Here is a 14,610-nt window from a genome sequence, read left to right on the forward strand (position 1 = left end):
GCTGTTCGCGCAGCCGGGGGTCAGGCGGTTGTTTCCCACAGGTGCGGCGCTGCGGCGCGACTGCCGGGCAGGGCGTTGTTTTCACGCCAGTCGTGGATCCACTCGGGGAGTACGAGGTCCGCCGGCGGCTGACCGAACTCCCGAAAAATCTCCTGCTGGCTGACAGGCTTTCCCCTGCTCACGAGGCGGGTGGCGATGTGGGCGCGGGCGTAAATCTCGCCGTCGGCCACCATGCGCTGCTCAAAGTAGATCGCCTTGGCGTCCAGTCCGATGATCCTGGACTCGATGGTGTACCGCTGCCACAGCTGGAGGGACTTTCGGAATGCAATGGTTTCCCCTGCCGCCACCGGTGTCCACCCACGCTGCCGCATTTTCTTCCACACGCCGCTTCGCACCATCAAATCGAACCGGCCAAGGTCCATCAGCGAAAAATACATTCCGTTGTTGACATGCATGGCAATGTCGATGTCCGTTGGCAGGACCTTCAGGGGCAGGGAAGACGCATCCCAGACGCTCAGCCTGGAACGGCGTGCGGAAGTGAACAGCAACAGGAGGGTTCGCAAAAGCAGGTGCATGCACCAATGTTACCCGCAGGTAACTTAGCTTGCTGCGTTGGTTTTCAACCTTCGGACTTTTTCTCCTCCAGACGGCGGTCGGATTCCTGCATTGCGCGGTCAAGGAACGCCTCGAATAAGCCGTCACCCACCCTGGCCTTGACGTCTGGATGATCGATCGCGGATTGGGTGGCCTGGTTGGCCCGGTCGACGGCGGCGCTCACCACCGATCGGGCATCTTCCACTGCCGCTTCATCGCCTTCGCCTGCGGCTGCCAGCATGGCGATGGCGCCCTGTACGGCGTCACCATAGCTGGCTGCAGAGTCAATCCAGTGAGTTGCATCGTCATGAAAACCCTTCACGGACAGGCCCTGCAGGACCTCGGGCAGGCTGCTGAGAATTGCCACCCGCCGTTCCAGTGGCGAGTCATCAAACGTGCCCTCCTCGTAGGACCGCCAGAACTCCTCCATGTCTGCCGCGAGCAGCGGGGACTTCGCCGTCTGCTCATCGATGGGCCAGTGCCTGCTCAGATCTGCGAACGTCTTAAGCGCGGCCTGCACGTCCTTGTCCGGCCCGGCAATCACCTCGAGGGCCGCGACAAGCGAAGAGTCGGCGTCGGATCTGGGGCCATTCCACATGTAGTCGGCAAAACTGGCAATCGCCGGCATGGAGGCGTAGGGCTGGACCATGGGATTGGCAGTGATTCCCTGGACCACTGTGTGCAAATCCCGGCTTCGCCCCACCATGGGTCCCAGGAACAGCCGGTCAGGGGCAAAGTCATTGACCGGGTAGTTGTCCCACAGAAAAATTGTCCGAGGTTGTTCCGGAGTGCCATATGTCGTCTGGGCCACTGCCGCAGAGTCGGATGTGATGGCGGGGGACACGATGTTCAGTCCGGTCCATTGCACCAGGATGCCGGAGTCCAGCCTGGCGCCAAGTTCCTGTTTGTAGGGATCAGCCTCCACCCCATTGAATTTTGTAGGAACCATCTCCAGCGGGTTGACATCTGGATTTGCCTGGACGAATTCACGGTTAAGGCTGTTCAGGAAGTCAGCTTGGGCTGCAGCGAGGCCACGTTCGCCCTCCGGGTTTACCGCCACGTCCTCCGGGCATTTCAGGGTCATGTCAATGTCATCCAAGGCAATGTTGAACGTCCTGACCCCCAGTTGGTGCAGGGACTGCAACTTCGCCACCGCCGACTCCAGGTCCGATCTGTCCGAATAGCAGATGTCCAGGCCGGGTGACAGGGCGTAAACAAAGCGGACGTGGTTCCGGGTGGCGTGTTCTATAAGTTCCCTCAACTCCGCCAATTCGGGCCCGCTGTATTGCTGCCGCCACTCATGGCGAAGCAGGGGATCGTTCTTCGGTGAGTACATGTAGGTGTTCAGCTTCTGCCGGCCGTAGAATTCCAGCTGATCCAGCCGGGCCTGGTGCGTCCACGGAAAGCCGTAAAAACCCTCCACCACCCCGCGGATGGCCATCAGGGGCCAGTCCCTGATGACGACGGCCACCGCGCCTGAGCCCTCTGCGACCTGCCGCAGGGTCTGGGCCGCATTGTAAACGCCGTCCTGGTCGTGCCCGGCCAGGACGAGAGCCCGTTGCCGGCCGAGCAAACCGGCGGCCAGAACGTAACCCTCCGCCTTATCCAAAGCTTCCGAACCGTCAACATCCAAAGCGGCCAAAGCCGGGCCGATGTTCGGGTTGTCAGCGGGGGTGCCGATGTAGACCACGGTTTGTCTCGTGGTGGAAACGGCGGCACCTGGCGCCTCAACTGTGCCGCCGGCAGCCGCAACTGTCTGCGTCACGATCTCCAGCGCGGCGGCGTCGGTCCCTGGCCCCTGGTCGATCACGACACGCCCCCGCAGCGGCACGGAGGTCCTGGCGGTGTCAGCGCTCTGGGGCGTTGGAAATATACGCACGGTTTCGGCGCTGGGCGGAGGGAAAGGGAGATCCGTGGCTTGGTCTGCGGTGAAGCCCAGCAGGACCAAGGCACCAACGAGCAATGACGTCAGGAGCCTGGGGCCATCCGTCCTGATGCGCCCCTTCAGAGGCTTCCACCCTGACGCCATCAATGGCACCCTCTCCCCGTTGCATGCAGGGCCTGACCATCCTGTCTCCCTGATCTTCCTGGGTTGACCGGTCCACGACATTGCTTCTGGGAGCAAGCATAACCGGCCAGGCGATGCAGTCCCCCGGCTTCCTGGAGCCGCCATCCGCTCTCTGCAGTCTCCCTGGCCAATGGACAGGTACCAGCAGCGCGAAGTGCAGGTACCCACTCCCCGCCAGCCCAAGTATCGGGCGGAAATATTCGGGTAATCCCTACTCGTGCCGCGCCCTCCCGCGCTTCCTAGACTCGGAATTCGTAGGGCTGAAACACTTGTCGGCGCATCCTCCGAGCTGGGGTGGATGATGCCGCTTCATAGCGGAGTTTCCGTATCTCTGGGTATGCGGACGCCTCCCATCATGCGCTGTGCGGTTCCGGTCCATTGCCGGAACCGCACGCGCATCACACCTCGATCCCGTCTTGAGCTGCCCCGTTGGGGGACGCATAGACCGAATCTGGATGGGCCACCCATGTACCAGTTGCACTTCAAGACCCCAGCACCCCTCCGCAGGAGCTTCGCCACAGACGTACCCCGGGTCGATCTCGATCCCGGCCGTCATCCTGTCAGCGGCAGGCTGTGGGCAGGTATGGCGGCAGCCGCTGTGGTGGCTGCAGTCAGCGTGGGCGCGCTGTCAGCTTCCGTCCGTCCGCCGGCAGCAGAAACCTCGACGGCGGCCGCACCAGTGGTGCGGGCGGATACAGCTTTGCCGGTGGACCCGGCTACAGATGCGGGCGGCTCCTCGGACACCGGCTTAGCAGGCGTACTTCCGGCAGGCACGGTTCCGGCGCACGCAGCCCCGGCTGCTGCCGCTCCCGCGGAGGCGCCGCCCGCAGCGGCTCCGCCAGCACCGCCGCCCCCCGGGCCTGCCGCGCCATCGGGCGATTCGAATCTCTACACAGTGGTCCCTGGCGACACCGTCGGCGCCATTGCCGCACGGTTCGGCGTGGACCTAAACGGAATGCTGGCCGCCAATGGTCTGGGCACCTACAGCATCATCCTTCCCGGGCAGACACTGAAACTGAGCGGTCCCGCCGTCGCAGCTCCGCCGGCCCCCGCCTCTGCTCCCGCTCCGCCGGCCCAGGTCACGGCCCTTGTTCCGGCGGCGCCGGCGGTCCGGACCATTTACGTTGCGGGCTCAGGCGGCCAATCGATGCTGGATGCCTGCATCGGCCCTATCCACTACACCCCGAATGACGGGTATTCGCTCTTTATCACCGAACACGATTTCTGCGGCGGCTGGGCGCGCTTCTCGGGCATCAGCGTGGGCGAAACAGTCAGCATTCCCGGCTACGGTACGTATACGGCCACAGCACGGGGGCAGGTGCCCAATCCCGGCACCACCAACGACGTCATCAACGTCTTCGGAGGATTCCCCCGGGCCATCCTGCAGACATGCATTCCAGGCACCAGCCAGATGTTGCTGATCGCCCTGAACTGACCGGGGCGTGGAGTGAACATTTCATAAGCTTGTCCGCGGTTCGGAACCTTGATGGACGGGAGCCGCGGACAAGGCCAAAAAAGGCCAAACGTAGCGCCACGGAGAAGACTCCGTGGCGCCGGTTTGCCGATGAATTCCTTGACCTATGAGCTGCTCGACTGCATCCTCTTGCGTTCGGAGATGTGCTCCACGAGTTCGCCCACACGCTCCTCGTCGTAATTGCGTGCAATGTCACCCTGGCTGATGATGCCAACCAGCTTATGATCGGCGATGACCGGGAGCCGCCTGATCTGGAACCTCTCCATCATTTCGATGGCTTCGTCAACGTTGGCGTCGGCGTCGACCCAGTGGGGCGTTCCCGTGGCGAGGTCGCGGGCCATCATCTCGCGCGGATCACGGCCCATGGCAATGCACTTAATCACGATGTCGCGGTCGGTGATCATGCCCTTCAATTTGCCGTCGTCGCCACAGATCGGCAGCGATCCGCAGTCCAGATCCATCATCATCCGGGCGGCGTCTGCAAGGGACTGATTCTCCGGGATACAGCGCGCATCCGTCGTCATGAATTCACGTACAGCACTCATTGATCCTCCTTCATCGATTGATGTATCGACGCGAGGGCACCGGGCTCATGCGCCGATGCTGCCAGCCTACGCCGGGGCCTGCGGCCATGTCGACGACGGACCCTCCCCAATTTTTGGCTTTCCGAACCTTGTTCACAGATCCGAAGCTTGAACGCGCGGATCTGCGGACAAGCCCATGACAGGATCAGCCCGGGCACGAAAAAACCTCCGGAACCATCAGGTTCCGGAGGCTTTCCTTGGGTGGCAGATGAGGGATTCGAACCCCCGTAGGCGTTGCCAGCTGATTTACAGTCAGCCCCCTTTGGCCGCTCGGGTAATCTGCCGAACTTCAAAAGAAGATCACCCCCGGCTGCAGTCTGCAGAACGTCCGTTTCCGGTCCGTTCCGCTTCCAGTAACCGCGGGCAAGACAACTTTACAGAACTTCCGCCGAAGAATCGAATCGAGCCCTCAAGGCATCCAAAAGCGGTCAAAAAGCCCGGAAACACGGGGGTGGGATGGCACTGTCAGGCCCCGCCCAGGATCCTGCCTGCCAGCCGGGCCTCAAATTTCACGGCCTGCTCCTCGGTGATCTGGTTGAGCTGCACCGCCCGGAGCAAGTCCTCGCTGACTCCGTCCATCCGGGCTGAAGCATCTGCGACGGGACTGAAAATAATGGACGCTGCGACGGCGGCGGCCGCGACGGCCGTGCCCGCGGTGGCAAGTGCCCCACCGGCTGCGGAAGTGGTCTTGGTGACGTAACGGACGGCTGTGCGGTGCATGGTCTTTCCCTTCGAGGCTTCCAACACCTCAACTCTTGGGGACGGAGCTTCGTTCCCGCCGGAAGTCTGCCCAGAGCTGCCTGTGAATCCGCAACACCAACCGCACCAACAACACACAAGGGGCATCCGTACTACGCTTGAATGCAGATATCCAAGCCCTCCGCGGCATGAACCACCGTGCAATCCCACCGCACCCACCCGTACAAGGAGAATCATGGCAGGCGAGTCAACGTTCGACGTCGTAAGCAAAGTAGACAAGCAGGAAGTGGCCAACGCGCTGAACCAGGCGCAGAAGGAAATCGCGCAGCGCTACGACTTCAAAGGCATCGGCGCCGAGGTTGACTTCAGCGGCGAAAAGATCCTGATGAAGGCAAACTCCGAGGAACGCGTGATGGCGGTACTGGACGTCCTTCAGTCCAAGCTCATCCGCCGCGGCATCTCGCTCAAGTCGCTGGATACGGGCGAGCCCTACGCCTCGGGCAAGGAATTCCGTCTTGAGGCTTCCATCAAGGAAGGCATCGAGCAGGACCTGGCCAAGAAGATCAACAAACTGATCAGGGACGAGGGTCCCAAGGGGGTCAAGTCCCAGATCCAGGGCGACGAACTCCGTGTCTCGTCCAAGTCCCGCGACGACCTGCAGGCCGTCATGGCACTCCTGAAGGACTTTGACGAAGCCGACCTCCAGTTCGTCAACTTCCGCAGCTAGCGCAGCCGTCCTTTTCGACGCGCAAAAGTGTTGCCGCCACGCAAAGAGGCTGGCGCTACCCGTTTATGGGCAGCGCCAGCCTCTTTGCGCGTCGCCAGGTAATTTGCGCGTCGACGGGTAATTCGCGCGTCCTGACTAGCGCAGCGGCCGGCCGGCCATCCGCTCCAGCCGGGAAATCCGGTCACTCATGGGCGGATGGGTGGCGAAGAGCTTGGTCATGGCGCCTCCGCGGAAGGGGTTGGCGATCATCAGGTGCGAAGTGTTCACCAGCTTCTGGTCCTGCGGCAGCGGCACCATCTTGACCCCCTGCTCAATCTTGCGCAGGGCTGAGGCTAGTGCCAGCGGATCGCCGGTGAGCTCCGAACCGTCCTCGTCGGCGTCGTACTCCCGGGTGCGGGAGATGGCCAGCTGGATCAGCGACGCTGCAAAGGGCGCGAGCAGCGCCATGGCCAGCATGGCGAGGGGGTTGGCGTTCCGGCGGTCGCCGCCGAAGAACAGCAGCATCTGGCCCACCGAGGTGATTACACCCGCGACGGCGGCCGCCACTGAAGACGTGAGAATGTCCCGGTTATAGACGTGCATGAGTTCGTGTCCCAGGACACCGCGGAGTTCGCGCGCATCCAGCAATTGCAGGATCCCTTCCGTGCAGCAGACCGCCGCGTTTTTGGGATTCCGGCCGGTGGCAAAGGCATTCGGATTCATGGTGGGCGAGAGATAGATGCGCGGCATGGGCTGGTTGGCCCGCACCGACAGCTCACGGACTATCTGATAGAGGTAAGGTGCCTGCGCTTCGGTGACGGGGTAGGCCGCCATGGAGCGGATGGCGATCTTGTCGCTGTTCCAGTAGCCGTAGAACGTGGTGGCCACACCAATGACGGCCATGATCCAGATGGGTGCGGAACTCCGGGTGTTCAAGCCGATCAGGGCGCCCAGTCCCAGCAGCACCGCCCAGAGCACACCGAAAAGCGCCGCAGTCTTCAGGCCGTTGTAATGCTTGTGCACGTCAGCTCCTCCATCATCAGGAACGGGCCTTACCCAAAATCCTAGTCCCGACAAAATTTTAATCCCGCCGCAGGTCAGCAGGGGTGCTGTGGGCTTGGTATCCTCGGGCGGGGGAAGGAGTTGGCTCATGAGTCTGTCCAGGCGGCTTCTTTTTGCATCTGCAGTCTGGGAAGTGGCACGCCCGCGGACCGCGCTGACGGCCGGCCACCTCCTCATCCGGCTGAGCAACCCCGCTGTTGCATTCGATCTCCGCTCCGCTTCCGACTGGCTCGTATGCCATCGCGCTGCCCGTGAGGCCCTCGGCGAGGTGCTGGACGCGCGGACCTGCACCGTGGTGTTCGCCCATCAGTGGCATCCCATCGGGGCAGCCATCGGAGAGCCTGAGGTGGAATCTTCCACGCCCACTTTCCATTTGTTCGGACGCTGGGACGGCGAGACTGCCAGCCCCGGCGAGCAATTCAGGCTTCCTGCCCATCGCCGAATCCCGGTCCCCGCTGAGGAACTGGCCAGGTACGACGACGGCTTCCGGGCTGCCCTGCGGCGCTCGGCAAAGGAGCTCGGCAAGACAGCCCCTGCCGCGGAAGACTGGGGCCGGGAAGGCGCCCCTCTTCCCGCCATCCGGTCGTGGTCCCCCCGGGTGAAGGCCGGGATCCATCACACCGTCCTCTCCCCCGAAGCCCTTGAGCCGGAGAGCCCGCCATCCGGCCACAGCCCCGGAACCTTCAGCGTTTCGGCACCTGCACTGCTGGCCATGGCCGCAGAACTCCAGGTGCTCACCGGCCGCCGCGGTGTCAGCGGGCTCAGCTGTGTGGTTCCGGACAGCGGCAGCGGCCCCCTGGAAGTCCATGCCCTGGGCCGGGCAGCAGGTGAACCCGTCAACCCGATGGAGCGGCTGCTGGAGCTGCCCAAGGTTAGCCAAGCCTTATTGTGAGATATTCATAATAAGTGCTTCAATAGAGGCATGACGGAAGACTTTGGAGGCCATGAAGCCTGGGCTGCCGCCCTGCGCGCCCACGGCCGCCGGGTGACGAAGCAGCGGCTCGCCGTGTTGGCCGCCGTCGAACACCACCCCCATTCGCCCGCGGAAAGCATCCTGGCCGCCGCGCGCGCCGAGCTGCCGGAGCTCACCGCCCAGTCCGTCTACGTGGTCCTGGGAGACCTGACGGATCTGCAGATGCTGCGCCGCTTCGAGCCGCCGCACTCCCCCGCACTGTATGAAACCCGGGTTGGCGACAACCACCACCACGCCATCTGCGTCAGCTGCGGCCGCGTGGAGGATGTGGAATGCGCCGTAGGCCACGCACCCTGCCTCACGCCGCACTGGGACGAAAACTCCCGGCCAATGACCATCCAGATCGCCGACGTCCTCTACCAGGGCATCTGCGAAGACTGCCAGCGGTCCCAAAAACTTCCTTCTGAACGTCCCTCACAAGTAATCGAGAAATAGGAGAACAATGACTGCCATTTCAACCACACAGTCAGGTGCGCCGGTCACGTCCGACGCGCATTCGAAGTCAGTTGGTGCCGACGGTGCCATCATCCTGACTGACCACTACCTGGTGGAAAAGCTCGCCCAGTTCAACCGCGAGCGGGTGCCGGAGCGCGTAGTGCACGCCAAGGGCGGCGGAGCGTTCGGTACGTTCAAGGCCACCGAGGACATCTCGGCCTACACCAAGGCCGCGTTCCTGCAGCCGGGTGTTGAGACTGAAATGCTCATCCGTTTCTCCTCCGTCGCCGGCGAGAACGGCTCCCCCGACACCTGGCGCGACCCCCGCGGGTTCGCCGTGAAGTTCTACACCTCCGAGGGCAACTACGACCTCGTCGGCAACAACACCCCCGTCTTCTTCATCCGCGACGGCATCAAGTTCCCGGACTTCATCCACTCGCAGAAGCGCCTCCCGGGCACCCACCTGCGCGACGCCGACATGCAGTGGGACTTCTGGACCCTGTCCCCCGAGTCCGCGCACCAGGTCACCTGGCTCATGGGCGACCGTGGCCTGCCGGCCTCCTGGCGTGAAATGCAGGGCTACGGCTCGCACACCTACCAGTGGATCAACGCCGCGGGCGAGCGTTTCTGGGTCAAGTACCACTTCAAGTCCAACCAGGGCGTCAAGACCATCACCGGCGACCAGGCCGAAGAGCTTGCCGGCTCGGACGCGGACTTCTACATCCGCGACCTGTCCGAGAACATCGAAGCCGGCAACTTCCCGTCCTGGGACCTGCACGTGCAGGTCATGCCGTACGAGGACGCCAAGACCTACCGCTTCAACCCGTTCGACCTGACCAAGGTCTGGCCGCACGCTGATTACCCGCTGATCAAGGTGGGCACCATGGAGCTGAACAAGAACCCGGAGAACTACTTCGCGCAGATCGAGCAGGCCACCTTCGCGCCGTCGAACTTCGTGCCAGGCATTGCCGCTTCCCCGGACAAGATGCTGCAGGCACGCATCTTCTCCTACGCTGACGCACACCGCTACCGCGTGGGCACCAACCACGCCCAGATCCCGGTCAACCAGCCCAAGAACCAGGTGAACAACTACAGCCAGGACGGTTCCGGGCGTTACCTGTTCAACGCCCCGTCCGTGCCGGTTTACGCGCCGAACACGTTCGGCGGTCCGGCCGCGCTTGAGCCGCAGAACCCGGCCGGTGGCTGGGAGAACGACGGCGAGCTCACCCTCGCCGCGCACACCCTGCACCCTGAGGACGGCGACTTCGGCCAGGCCGGCACACTGTACCGCGAGGTATACGATGATGCCGCCAAGGCCCGCTTCCTGGACACCATCACCGGTGCTGTTGGCGGCGTCAAGCGCTCCGACATCAAGGAACGCGCCATCCAGTACTGGACCAACGTTGACGCCGAGCTCGGCGCCAAGCTGCGGGCCAACCTGGGCGCCGCTTCCGCCGCAAGTTCCGACGCTGAGGCCGCCAACAAGATCGGCTAGTCTCACTTGGCCAGTTCCGTCCTGCTGATTGCTGGATGGCTTGGCCGCAACAGTCCGCCCCGTCACGGTTTCCGTGGCGGGGCGGACTGCTTTTCCACATAGGAGCAGGGGGCTATGGCCCGGGACCCAGTGGTGTCCCTAGGATCGCTTCATGAGCACATTCCAGGGCATTCCGGCGGAGGCCTTCGCGTTCTACGCGGAGCTTGAAAACAACAACAACCGCGAGTGGTGGCTCGAGCACAAGGACAGCTACAACAGCCTGGTCCGCGAACCGCTCACGGCGCTTCTCTCGGAACTGGAACCCACCTTTGGCCCAGGCAAGATCTTCCGGCCCAACAGGGACATCAGGTTCTCCCAGGACAAGTCGCCCTACAAAACCGCCCAGGGCGCCTTCGCCTCCGCCCAGGAAGGTGTGGGCTACTACCTGCAGCTCAGTGCCGACGGCCTGCTGGTGGGTGGCGGCTACCATTCCCACTCCCCGGCCCAGCTGGTCCGCTTCCGGAACTCTGTTGACGCTTCCGGGACAGGCGAGTCCCTCCGGCGGATCGTTGACGCCGTAGCCGCAGACGGCTTCGCGGTGGAGGGCGAGAAACTCAAAACCGTTCCCCGCGGTTACGCCCGCGATCATCCCCGGGGCGAGCTCCTCAAGCACAAGTCACTCTCCGCCGCCGTGAACCTCGGCCAGCCGGACTGGTTCGCCACGCCGGGCGCCGTGCAGGAAGTCGCCCGGCTGTGGGAACGCCTGCGGCCCTTGGTGGACTGGGTGGGACGCCACGCCGCCCCCTGAGAAGCAGATTTCCTCTCCGGCCTCGTGGGCTGCGGCGGCCAGCCGGCTCTCCAGGTTGTTGAAGAATACGGTGAGCATCAGTTCAAAAGCCTTGGTTGCCGCCTCAGGCTGGTTCATCACCACAAAGTCGAACTGCAGGCCGTAAAAAGTGGAGGTGAACAGGCGTGCGTCGGTGTCGGCAAACTCCTCGGGAATCCCCTGCACCACCAGCCAGTCCCTGGTCTTGTGGTGGAGCATCCGGAAATGCTCCTGGGACGTTCCACGGGGCTCGGCCGCCACGATGTCCTGTGCGGTGGCCTCGAACTCCAGCCTGGCCAGGTGCCGGTTGCGCTGCGCCATGGTCCATTGCCAGGACTCCAACAGGTAGCTCCGCCAGGCGTCGCGGTCGATGTCCTGGACGTCGGTGCTGCGCATGCTGTCCAGCCTGGATTCAATGGAGCGGATGATCTCGCTAACCAGCTGTTCCCGGCTGCCGAAGTGGTACACCAACACGTAGGCGCTGATGCCCAGGCCTTCGGCCAGGCTGCGGAAGGTCAGTTCAGCCAGGGTTTTGTCCATCAGGTAGTCAAGGATCTGGCACAGCAGCTCTGCTTTGCGTTCCGGTCTTGCGGGGCGGGCCATGCGTCCATCTTAGGGAGCCGCGGTCCGTAGCGCCGGTCACGGCGCCTGCCCGTTGCACTTCCGGCTGTCCGCGGAGATCAGCCCTATGACATGTTTTGCTCCATGCATTGGCCGATGATCCGTGCACCCTCGGGAAAGGCACCCGGGTTCGGTCCGGAGTAGTTGAGCCGAATGAACGCGCCGGCAGGTTCAGCCGGGAACCAGTCCGTGCCCGCCGCGATCATCACCCCGGCCCTTTCACAGTCGAGCGTCAGCCGCTCAAGGTCGGTCCCGTCAGGCAGGCGCAGCCAGAGGTTCAGCCCTCCCTTGGGCACGTGCTCCAGGTGGGCCTGCGGGATATGCCCGCGCACGCTGGTGACCAGCAGGTCCCGGCGGGACTGGAGCTGATGGCGGAGGCTTCGCAGGTGCGTCTGCCAGCCCGGTTGGGTCACCACATCGAGCGCTGCCGCCTGGAGCAGGCCGCTGACGTACATCGATTCGGCTGCCCTGTCGGCAAGGATGCGTTCCCTCGCCGGCCCCCGGGCGATGACCCCGGCGATGCGGATGGCCGAGGAGACGCTCTTGGTCAGGGAGCGGAGGTAGATGACGTGCCCTGAATCATCCTGGGCGGCAACCGGCACTGGAGTGGTGCTGATGCCAAAGTCATGCGCCCAGTCATCCTCCACCAGGAAAGCGCCGTACTTCCGCACCACATCAAGGATCTGTTCGCCCCGCCCCGCCGCCCACTGCGCACCGGTGGGATTGGCGTAGTTGGGTTGGGCATAAAACAGGCGCGCGCCTGTCTCCTCAAACGCGCGGGCCAAGTCCTCCGGATCGGGACCGTCCGGTCCGCTGGGCAGCGGGACCACCCGGACACCTGCCTGGGCCGCTGCCAGGATGGCACCCCAATAGGTGGGCGACTCCATCACCAGCGGCTGCCCGCTGCCAGCGAGGGCGCTGAAAATGGAGCTCAGTCCGCTCTGGCTTCCCGGCAGGACAATGACATCGCTGGGGTTGGGTGGGGTGATGCCAACCGGCGTGGATGCCCTGAGTTCCTGCGCGAACCAGGACTGCAGTTCAGGGAGCCCGGCAGCGGGCGGACGGGAGAGGGCCGCGTCGCCCCGGGCCGCGCGGATGAGCGCCGCCCGGACCAGGCGCTCGGGCAGGAGCTCCCGGTCCGGGTAGCCGGAGTGGAAGGCGATGGCGTCGTTGGACGCTCCGCGCATGGTGGCCGACGCCGGAGGAAGCGGCGCCTGGGGCGACCGCAGGGCAGCAGTCTGCCAGCTGTAGTCCGACGGGCGGGCGGTGCGCACCGCCCGCACAAAGGTGCCGACACCGGGCCTGCTCTCTATCAGGCCTTGACCCGTCAGGGTCTGGAGCGCCTTTTGCACGGTCACCGGGCTGGCCTGGTACTCGGCAACCAGTGAACGGGTGGACGGCAGCTTGGCCCCTGGTCCGGCGCCGGCGATCCAGTCCCTGAGTCGCGTGGCTATCCGCGAACTGCTATCGTTGTTCATGAGAGATAAGAGTAGCGCTACTGCGCAAAAAGAACCAGTGCTACCCGCCAGCCGCCCCACCGGACTGTGGTGGGGTCTGCTGGGAGTAGCGGCTTTCTCGCTGACGATACCGTTGACGCGGGTTGCCGTCGCAGGCCTGGCTCCGCTTTTTATCGGGTCTGGCCGTGCTGTCCTGGCCGCGTTCCTGGCGGCTGCCGCCCTTGCCCTCACCCGGCAGCGCCTTCCCCAGGGTACGCAGTGGTTGCGCCTGATGGTAGTGTCCGCCGGCGTCGTGGTGGGTTTCCCGCTGCTGACCACCTTCGCGCTGACTGCCGTGCCCGCCAGCCACGGCGCCGTCGTCGTCGGACTGCTGCCCGCCGCCACGGCGACAGCAGCGGTCCTCCGCGGACGTGAACGGCCCCCGCCAGCCTTCTGGGCAATCACCCTGGCCGGGGCGCTGGCTGCCATCGTGTTTGCCTTCACCCAATCAGGCAGCTTCGGCCAGCTGCACTGGGCGGACCTGCTCATCCTCGGGGCGGTGGTGGCGGCGGCAGTCGGCTATGCCGAAGGCGGGCTTCTAGCCCGCGAGCTGGGTTCATGGCAGACCATATCCTGGGCGCTGGTCCTCGCCTCGCCGCTGATGGCCGCCCTGACAGCGCTGTCCATCTCGCAGCAGCCACCGGCCGGCACGTTCTGGCAATGGGCCGCTTTTGCCTACCTTGGCGTGGTCAGCATGTTCCTCGGCTTCTTTGCGTGGTACCGCGGCCTGGCCATTGGCCCCATCTCCCACGTCAGCCAGATCCAGCTCATCCAGCCCGTGCTCAGCATTTGCTGGGCCGCTCTTCTGCTGGGCGAGTCCCTCACCCCGACAACCCTCATCGGCGGCATCGCCGTTATCCTCTGCGCCGGCGCCGCCGTCCGCGTCAGGCTCCGTCCGGCACCCGCTGCCGGCACCGCTCCGCCCACCACAGAAGCACTAGAAACAGCAAAGGAAATCCACGATGTACATCCCAGCCCACTTCACAGCAGGCCCTGAGGCACTCCACGCGCTCCTCAACCGCCCGGCCGCCGCCAACCTGGTCACCATGACCGCGCACGGCATGCTCGCCACCTTGCTGCCGTTTGTCTACGATCCGTCCGTGGGCGAACACGGTGCCCTGCAGGCGCACGTGGCCCGAAACAACACCCAGTGGTCCGAACCTGCAATCGGCGAGTCCCTCGTGCTCATCCAGGGTGCCGACGCCTACATTTCGCCCTCTTGGTATGCGTCAAAGGCCGAGCATGGACGCGTGGTGCCCACCTGGAACTACTCCACCGCGCATGTCTACGGAAAGCTCGTCATCCACGATGACCCCGCCTGGCTGGACAGCCTGGTCAGGCGGCTCACAGACCGTCACGAAGCCGCTTCCGAGCGGCCCTGGTCTGTGGATGATGCACCGGCGCGGTACATCGCCGGCCAACTGCGGGCGATTGTCGGCGTCGAACTGCTCATCACCAGGATCGAAGCCAAAACCAAACTCAGCCAGAACCGGCCCGACGCGGACATCAACGGCGTGGTCTCCGGCCTTCAGGCGAGCGGGCAGGCAGAGAGCGCTGCCGACGTCGAGCGGGCCCAGGGGCGCTAGCCTCCACCGACA

At 64.3% G+C, this 14,610-nt stretch carries 15 protein-coding genes and 1 tRNA gene; 9 read left to right on the forward strand and 7 right to left on the reverse strand.

All coding sequences use genetic code 11. The features are described from left to right. Positions 1-20 precede the first annotated feature (20 nt). Entirely contained in the window at positions 21-575 is a 555-nt protein-coding gene (locus tag F8G81_RS17740; protein WP_267275964.1) for an acyl-CoA thioesterase, read from the reverse strand. Between the two features lie 44 nt (positions 576-619). Next, complete coding sequence (locus tag F8G81_RS17745; RefSeq protein ID WP_267275965.1) at positions 620-2,473, reverse strand: beta-N-acetylhexosaminidase family protein; 1,854 nt, start codon at positions 2,471-2,473, stop codon at positions 620-622. A gap of 34 nt (positions 2,474-2,507) precedes the next feature. Between F8G81_RS17745 and F8G81_RS17750 the strand changes: the two genes are divergently transcribed. Together F8G81_RS17750 and F8G81_RS17755 are read left to right on the forward strand one after the other, a co-directional pair. Beyond that, positions 2,508-2,690, forward strand: a complete 183-nt coding sequence (locus F8G81_RS17750) for a hypothetical protein (protein WP_267275966.1) — start codon at positions 2,508-2,510, stop codon at positions 2,688-2,690. A 438-nt stretch (positions 2,691-3,128) separates the two neighbouring features. Then, positions 3,129-4,097 carry a LysM peptidoglycan-binding domain-containing protein gene (locus F8G81_RS17755; RefSeq protein WP_267275967.1) on the forward strand — a complete coding sequence of 323 codons (969 nt, stop codon included), beginning with the start codon at positions 3,129-3,131 and terminating at the stop codon, positions 4,095-4,097. Positions 4,098-4,240: 143 nt separating this feature from the next. On the opposite strand, the gene F8G81_RS17760 is transcribed toward F8G81_RS17755, so the two are convergent. The 3 genes from F8G81_RS17760 to F8G81_RS17770 all read right to left on the reverse strand — a co-directional run bounded on the left by F8G81_RS17760 (position 4,241) and on the right by F8G81_RS17770 (position 5,440). Next, positions 4,241-4,681 (reverse strand): CBS domain-containing protein, encoded by a 441-nt coding sequence (locus tag F8G81_RS17760; RefSeq protein WP_267275968.1) that lies wholly within the window; start codon positions 4,679-4,681, stop codon positions 4,241-4,243. A gap of 241 nt (positions 4,682-4,922) precedes the next feature. Further along, positions 4,923-5,004, reverse strand: a tRNA-Tyr gene (locus F8G81_RS17765). A 181-nt stretch (positions 5,005-5,185) separates the two neighbouring features. Then, positions 5,186-5,440 carry a hypothetical protein gene (locus F8G81_RS17770; RefSeq protein ID WP_267275969.1) on the reverse strand — a complete coding sequence of 85 codons (255 nt, stop codon included), beginning with the start codon at positions 5,438-5,440 and terminating at the stop codon, positions 5,186-5,188. Between the two features lie 214 nt (positions 5,441-5,654). Here F8G81_RS17770 and F8G81_RS17775 point away from each other — a divergent pair, with 214 nt between their 5' ends. After that, positions 5,655-6,146: a YajQ family cyclic di-GMP-binding protein gene (locus F8G81_RS17775; RefSeq protein ID WP_267275970.1), complete on the forward strand. Its 492-nt coding sequence runs from the start codon at positions 5,655-5,657 to the stop codon at positions 6,144-6,146. A 135-nt stretch (positions 6,147-6,281) separates the two neighbouring features. Here the strand turns inward: F8G81_RS17775 and htpX are convergent, their stop codons facing one another. Continuing rightward, the gene (gene htpX / locus F8G81_RS17780; RefSeq protein ID WP_267275971.1) at positions 6,282-7,148 is read right to left on the reverse strand and encodes a zinc metalloprotease HtpX; all 867 of its coding nucleotides are present in this window, start codon (positions 7,146-7,148) and stop codon (positions 6,282-6,284) included. 127 nt (positions 7,149-7,275) lie between these two features. Here htpX and F8G81_RS17785 point away from each other — a divergent pair, with 127 nt between their 5' ends. From F8G81_RS17785 to F8G81_RS17800, 4 genes are all read left to right on the forward strand, one after another. Continuing rightward, entirely contained in the window at positions 7,276-8,079 is an 804-nt protein-coding gene (locus tag F8G81_RS17785; RefSeq protein ID WP_267275972.1) for a hypothetical protein, read from the forward strand. A gap of 30 nt (positions 8,080-8,109) precedes the next feature. Next, entirely contained in the window at positions 8,110-8,595 is a 486-nt protein-coding gene (locus F8G81_RS17790) for a Fur family transcriptional regulator (RefSeq protein ID WP_267275973.1), read from the forward strand. Positions 8,596-8,602: 7 nt separating this feature from the next. Further along, positions 8,603-10,090, forward strand: a complete 1,488-nt coding sequence (locus F8G81_RS17795) for a catalase (protein WP_267275974.1) — start codon at positions 8,603-8,605, stop codon at positions 10,088-10,090. A gap of 151 nt (positions 10,091-10,241) precedes the next feature. After that, positions 10,242-10,877: a DUF2461 domain-containing protein gene (locus tag F8G81_RS17800; RefSeq protein WP_267275975.1), complete on the forward strand. Its 636-nt coding sequence runs from the start codon at positions 10,242-10,244 to the stop codon at positions 10,875-10,877. 704 nt (positions 10,878-11,581) lie between these two features. Here F8G81_RS17800 and F8G81_RS17805 read toward each other — a convergent pair. Continuing rightward, on the reverse strand, positions 11,582-12,994 hold the full coding sequence (locus F8G81_RS17805) for a PLP-dependent aminotransferase family protein (RefSeq protein WP_267275976.1): 1,413 nt from the start codon (positions 12,992-12,994) through the stop codon (positions 11,582-11,584). Between F8G81_RS17805 and F8G81_RS17810 the strand changes: the two genes are divergently transcribed. Both F8G81_RS17810 and F8G81_RS17815 read left to right on the forward strand, forming a co-directional pair. Beyond that, positions 12,993-14,009: a DMT family transporter gene (locus tag F8G81_RS17810; protein ID WP_267275977.1), complete on the forward strand. Its 1,017-nt coding sequence runs from the start codon at positions 12,993-12,995 to the stop codon at positions 14,007-14,009. The genes F8G81_RS17805 and F8G81_RS17810 overlap by 2 nt on opposite strands. Continuing rightward, a complete protein-coding gene (locus F8G81_RS17815) occupies positions 13,975-14,598 on the forward strand; it encodes an FMN-binding negative transcriptional regulator (RefSeq protein WP_267275978.1) in 624 nt (207 codons plus the stop codon). Before F8G81_RS17810 ends, F8G81_RS17815 begins: the two co-directional genes overlap by 35 nt. Positions 14,599-14,610 lie beyond the last annotated feature (12 nt).

Source organism: Arthrobacter sp. CDRTa11, from assembly GCF_026427775.1.
GTDB lineage: Bacteria > Actinomycetota > Actinomycetes > Actinomycetales > Micrococcaceae > Arthrobacter.

Excerpts from the sequence above, each read along its gene's own strand:
- F8G81_RS17770 (WP_267275969.1), bottom strand. The coding sequence starts at position 5,440 with ATGCACCGCACAGCCGTCCGTTACGTCACCAAGACCACTTCCGCAGCC.
- F8G81_RS17795 (WP_267275974.1), top strand. The coding sequence starts at position 8,603 with ATGACTGCCATTTCAACCACACAGTCAGGTGCGCCGGTCACGTCCGAC.
- F8G81_RS17760 (WP_267275968.1), bottom strand. The coding sequence starts at position 4,681 with ATGAGTGCTGTACGTGAATTCATGACGACGGATGCGCGCTGTATCCCG.
- F8G81_RS17740 (WP_267275964.1), bottom strand. The coding sequence starts at position 575 with ATGCACCTGCTTTTGCGAACCCTCCTGTTGCTGTTCACTTCCGCACGC.
- F8G81_RS17755 (WP_267275967.1), top strand. The coding sequence starts at position 3,129 with ATGTACCAGTTGCACTTCAAGACCCCAGCACCCCTCCGCAGGAGCTTC.
- F8G81_RS17810 (WP_267275977.1), top strand. The coding sequence starts at position 12,993 with ATGAGAGATAAGAGTAGCGCTACTGCGCAAAAAGAACCAGTGCTACCC.
- F8G81_RS17815 (WP_267275978.1), top strand. The coding sequence starts at position 13,975 with ATGTACATCCCAGCCCACTTCACAGCAGGCCCTGAGGCACTCCACGCG.
- F8G81_RS17785 (WP_267275972.1), top strand. The coding sequence starts at position 7,276 with ATGAGTCTGTCCAGGCGGCTTCTTTTTGCATCTGCAGTCTGGGAAGTG.
- F8G81_RS17800 (WP_267275975.1), top strand. The coding sequence starts at position 10,242 with ATGAGCACATTCCAGGGCATTCCGGCGGAGGCCTTCGCGTTCTACGCG.
- F8G81_RS17790 (WP_267275973.1), top strand. The coding sequence starts at position 8,110 with ATGACGGAAGACTTTGGAGGCCATGAAGCCTGGGCTGCCGCCCTGCGC.
- F8G81_RS17805 (WP_267275976.1), bottom strand. The coding sequence starts at position 12,994 with ATGAACAACGATAGCAGTTCGCGGATAGCCACGCGACTCAGGGACTGG.
- F8G81_RS17775 (WP_267275970.1), top strand. The coding sequence starts at position 5,655 with ATGGCAGGCGAGTCAACGTTCGACGTCGTAAGCAAAGTAGACAAGCAG.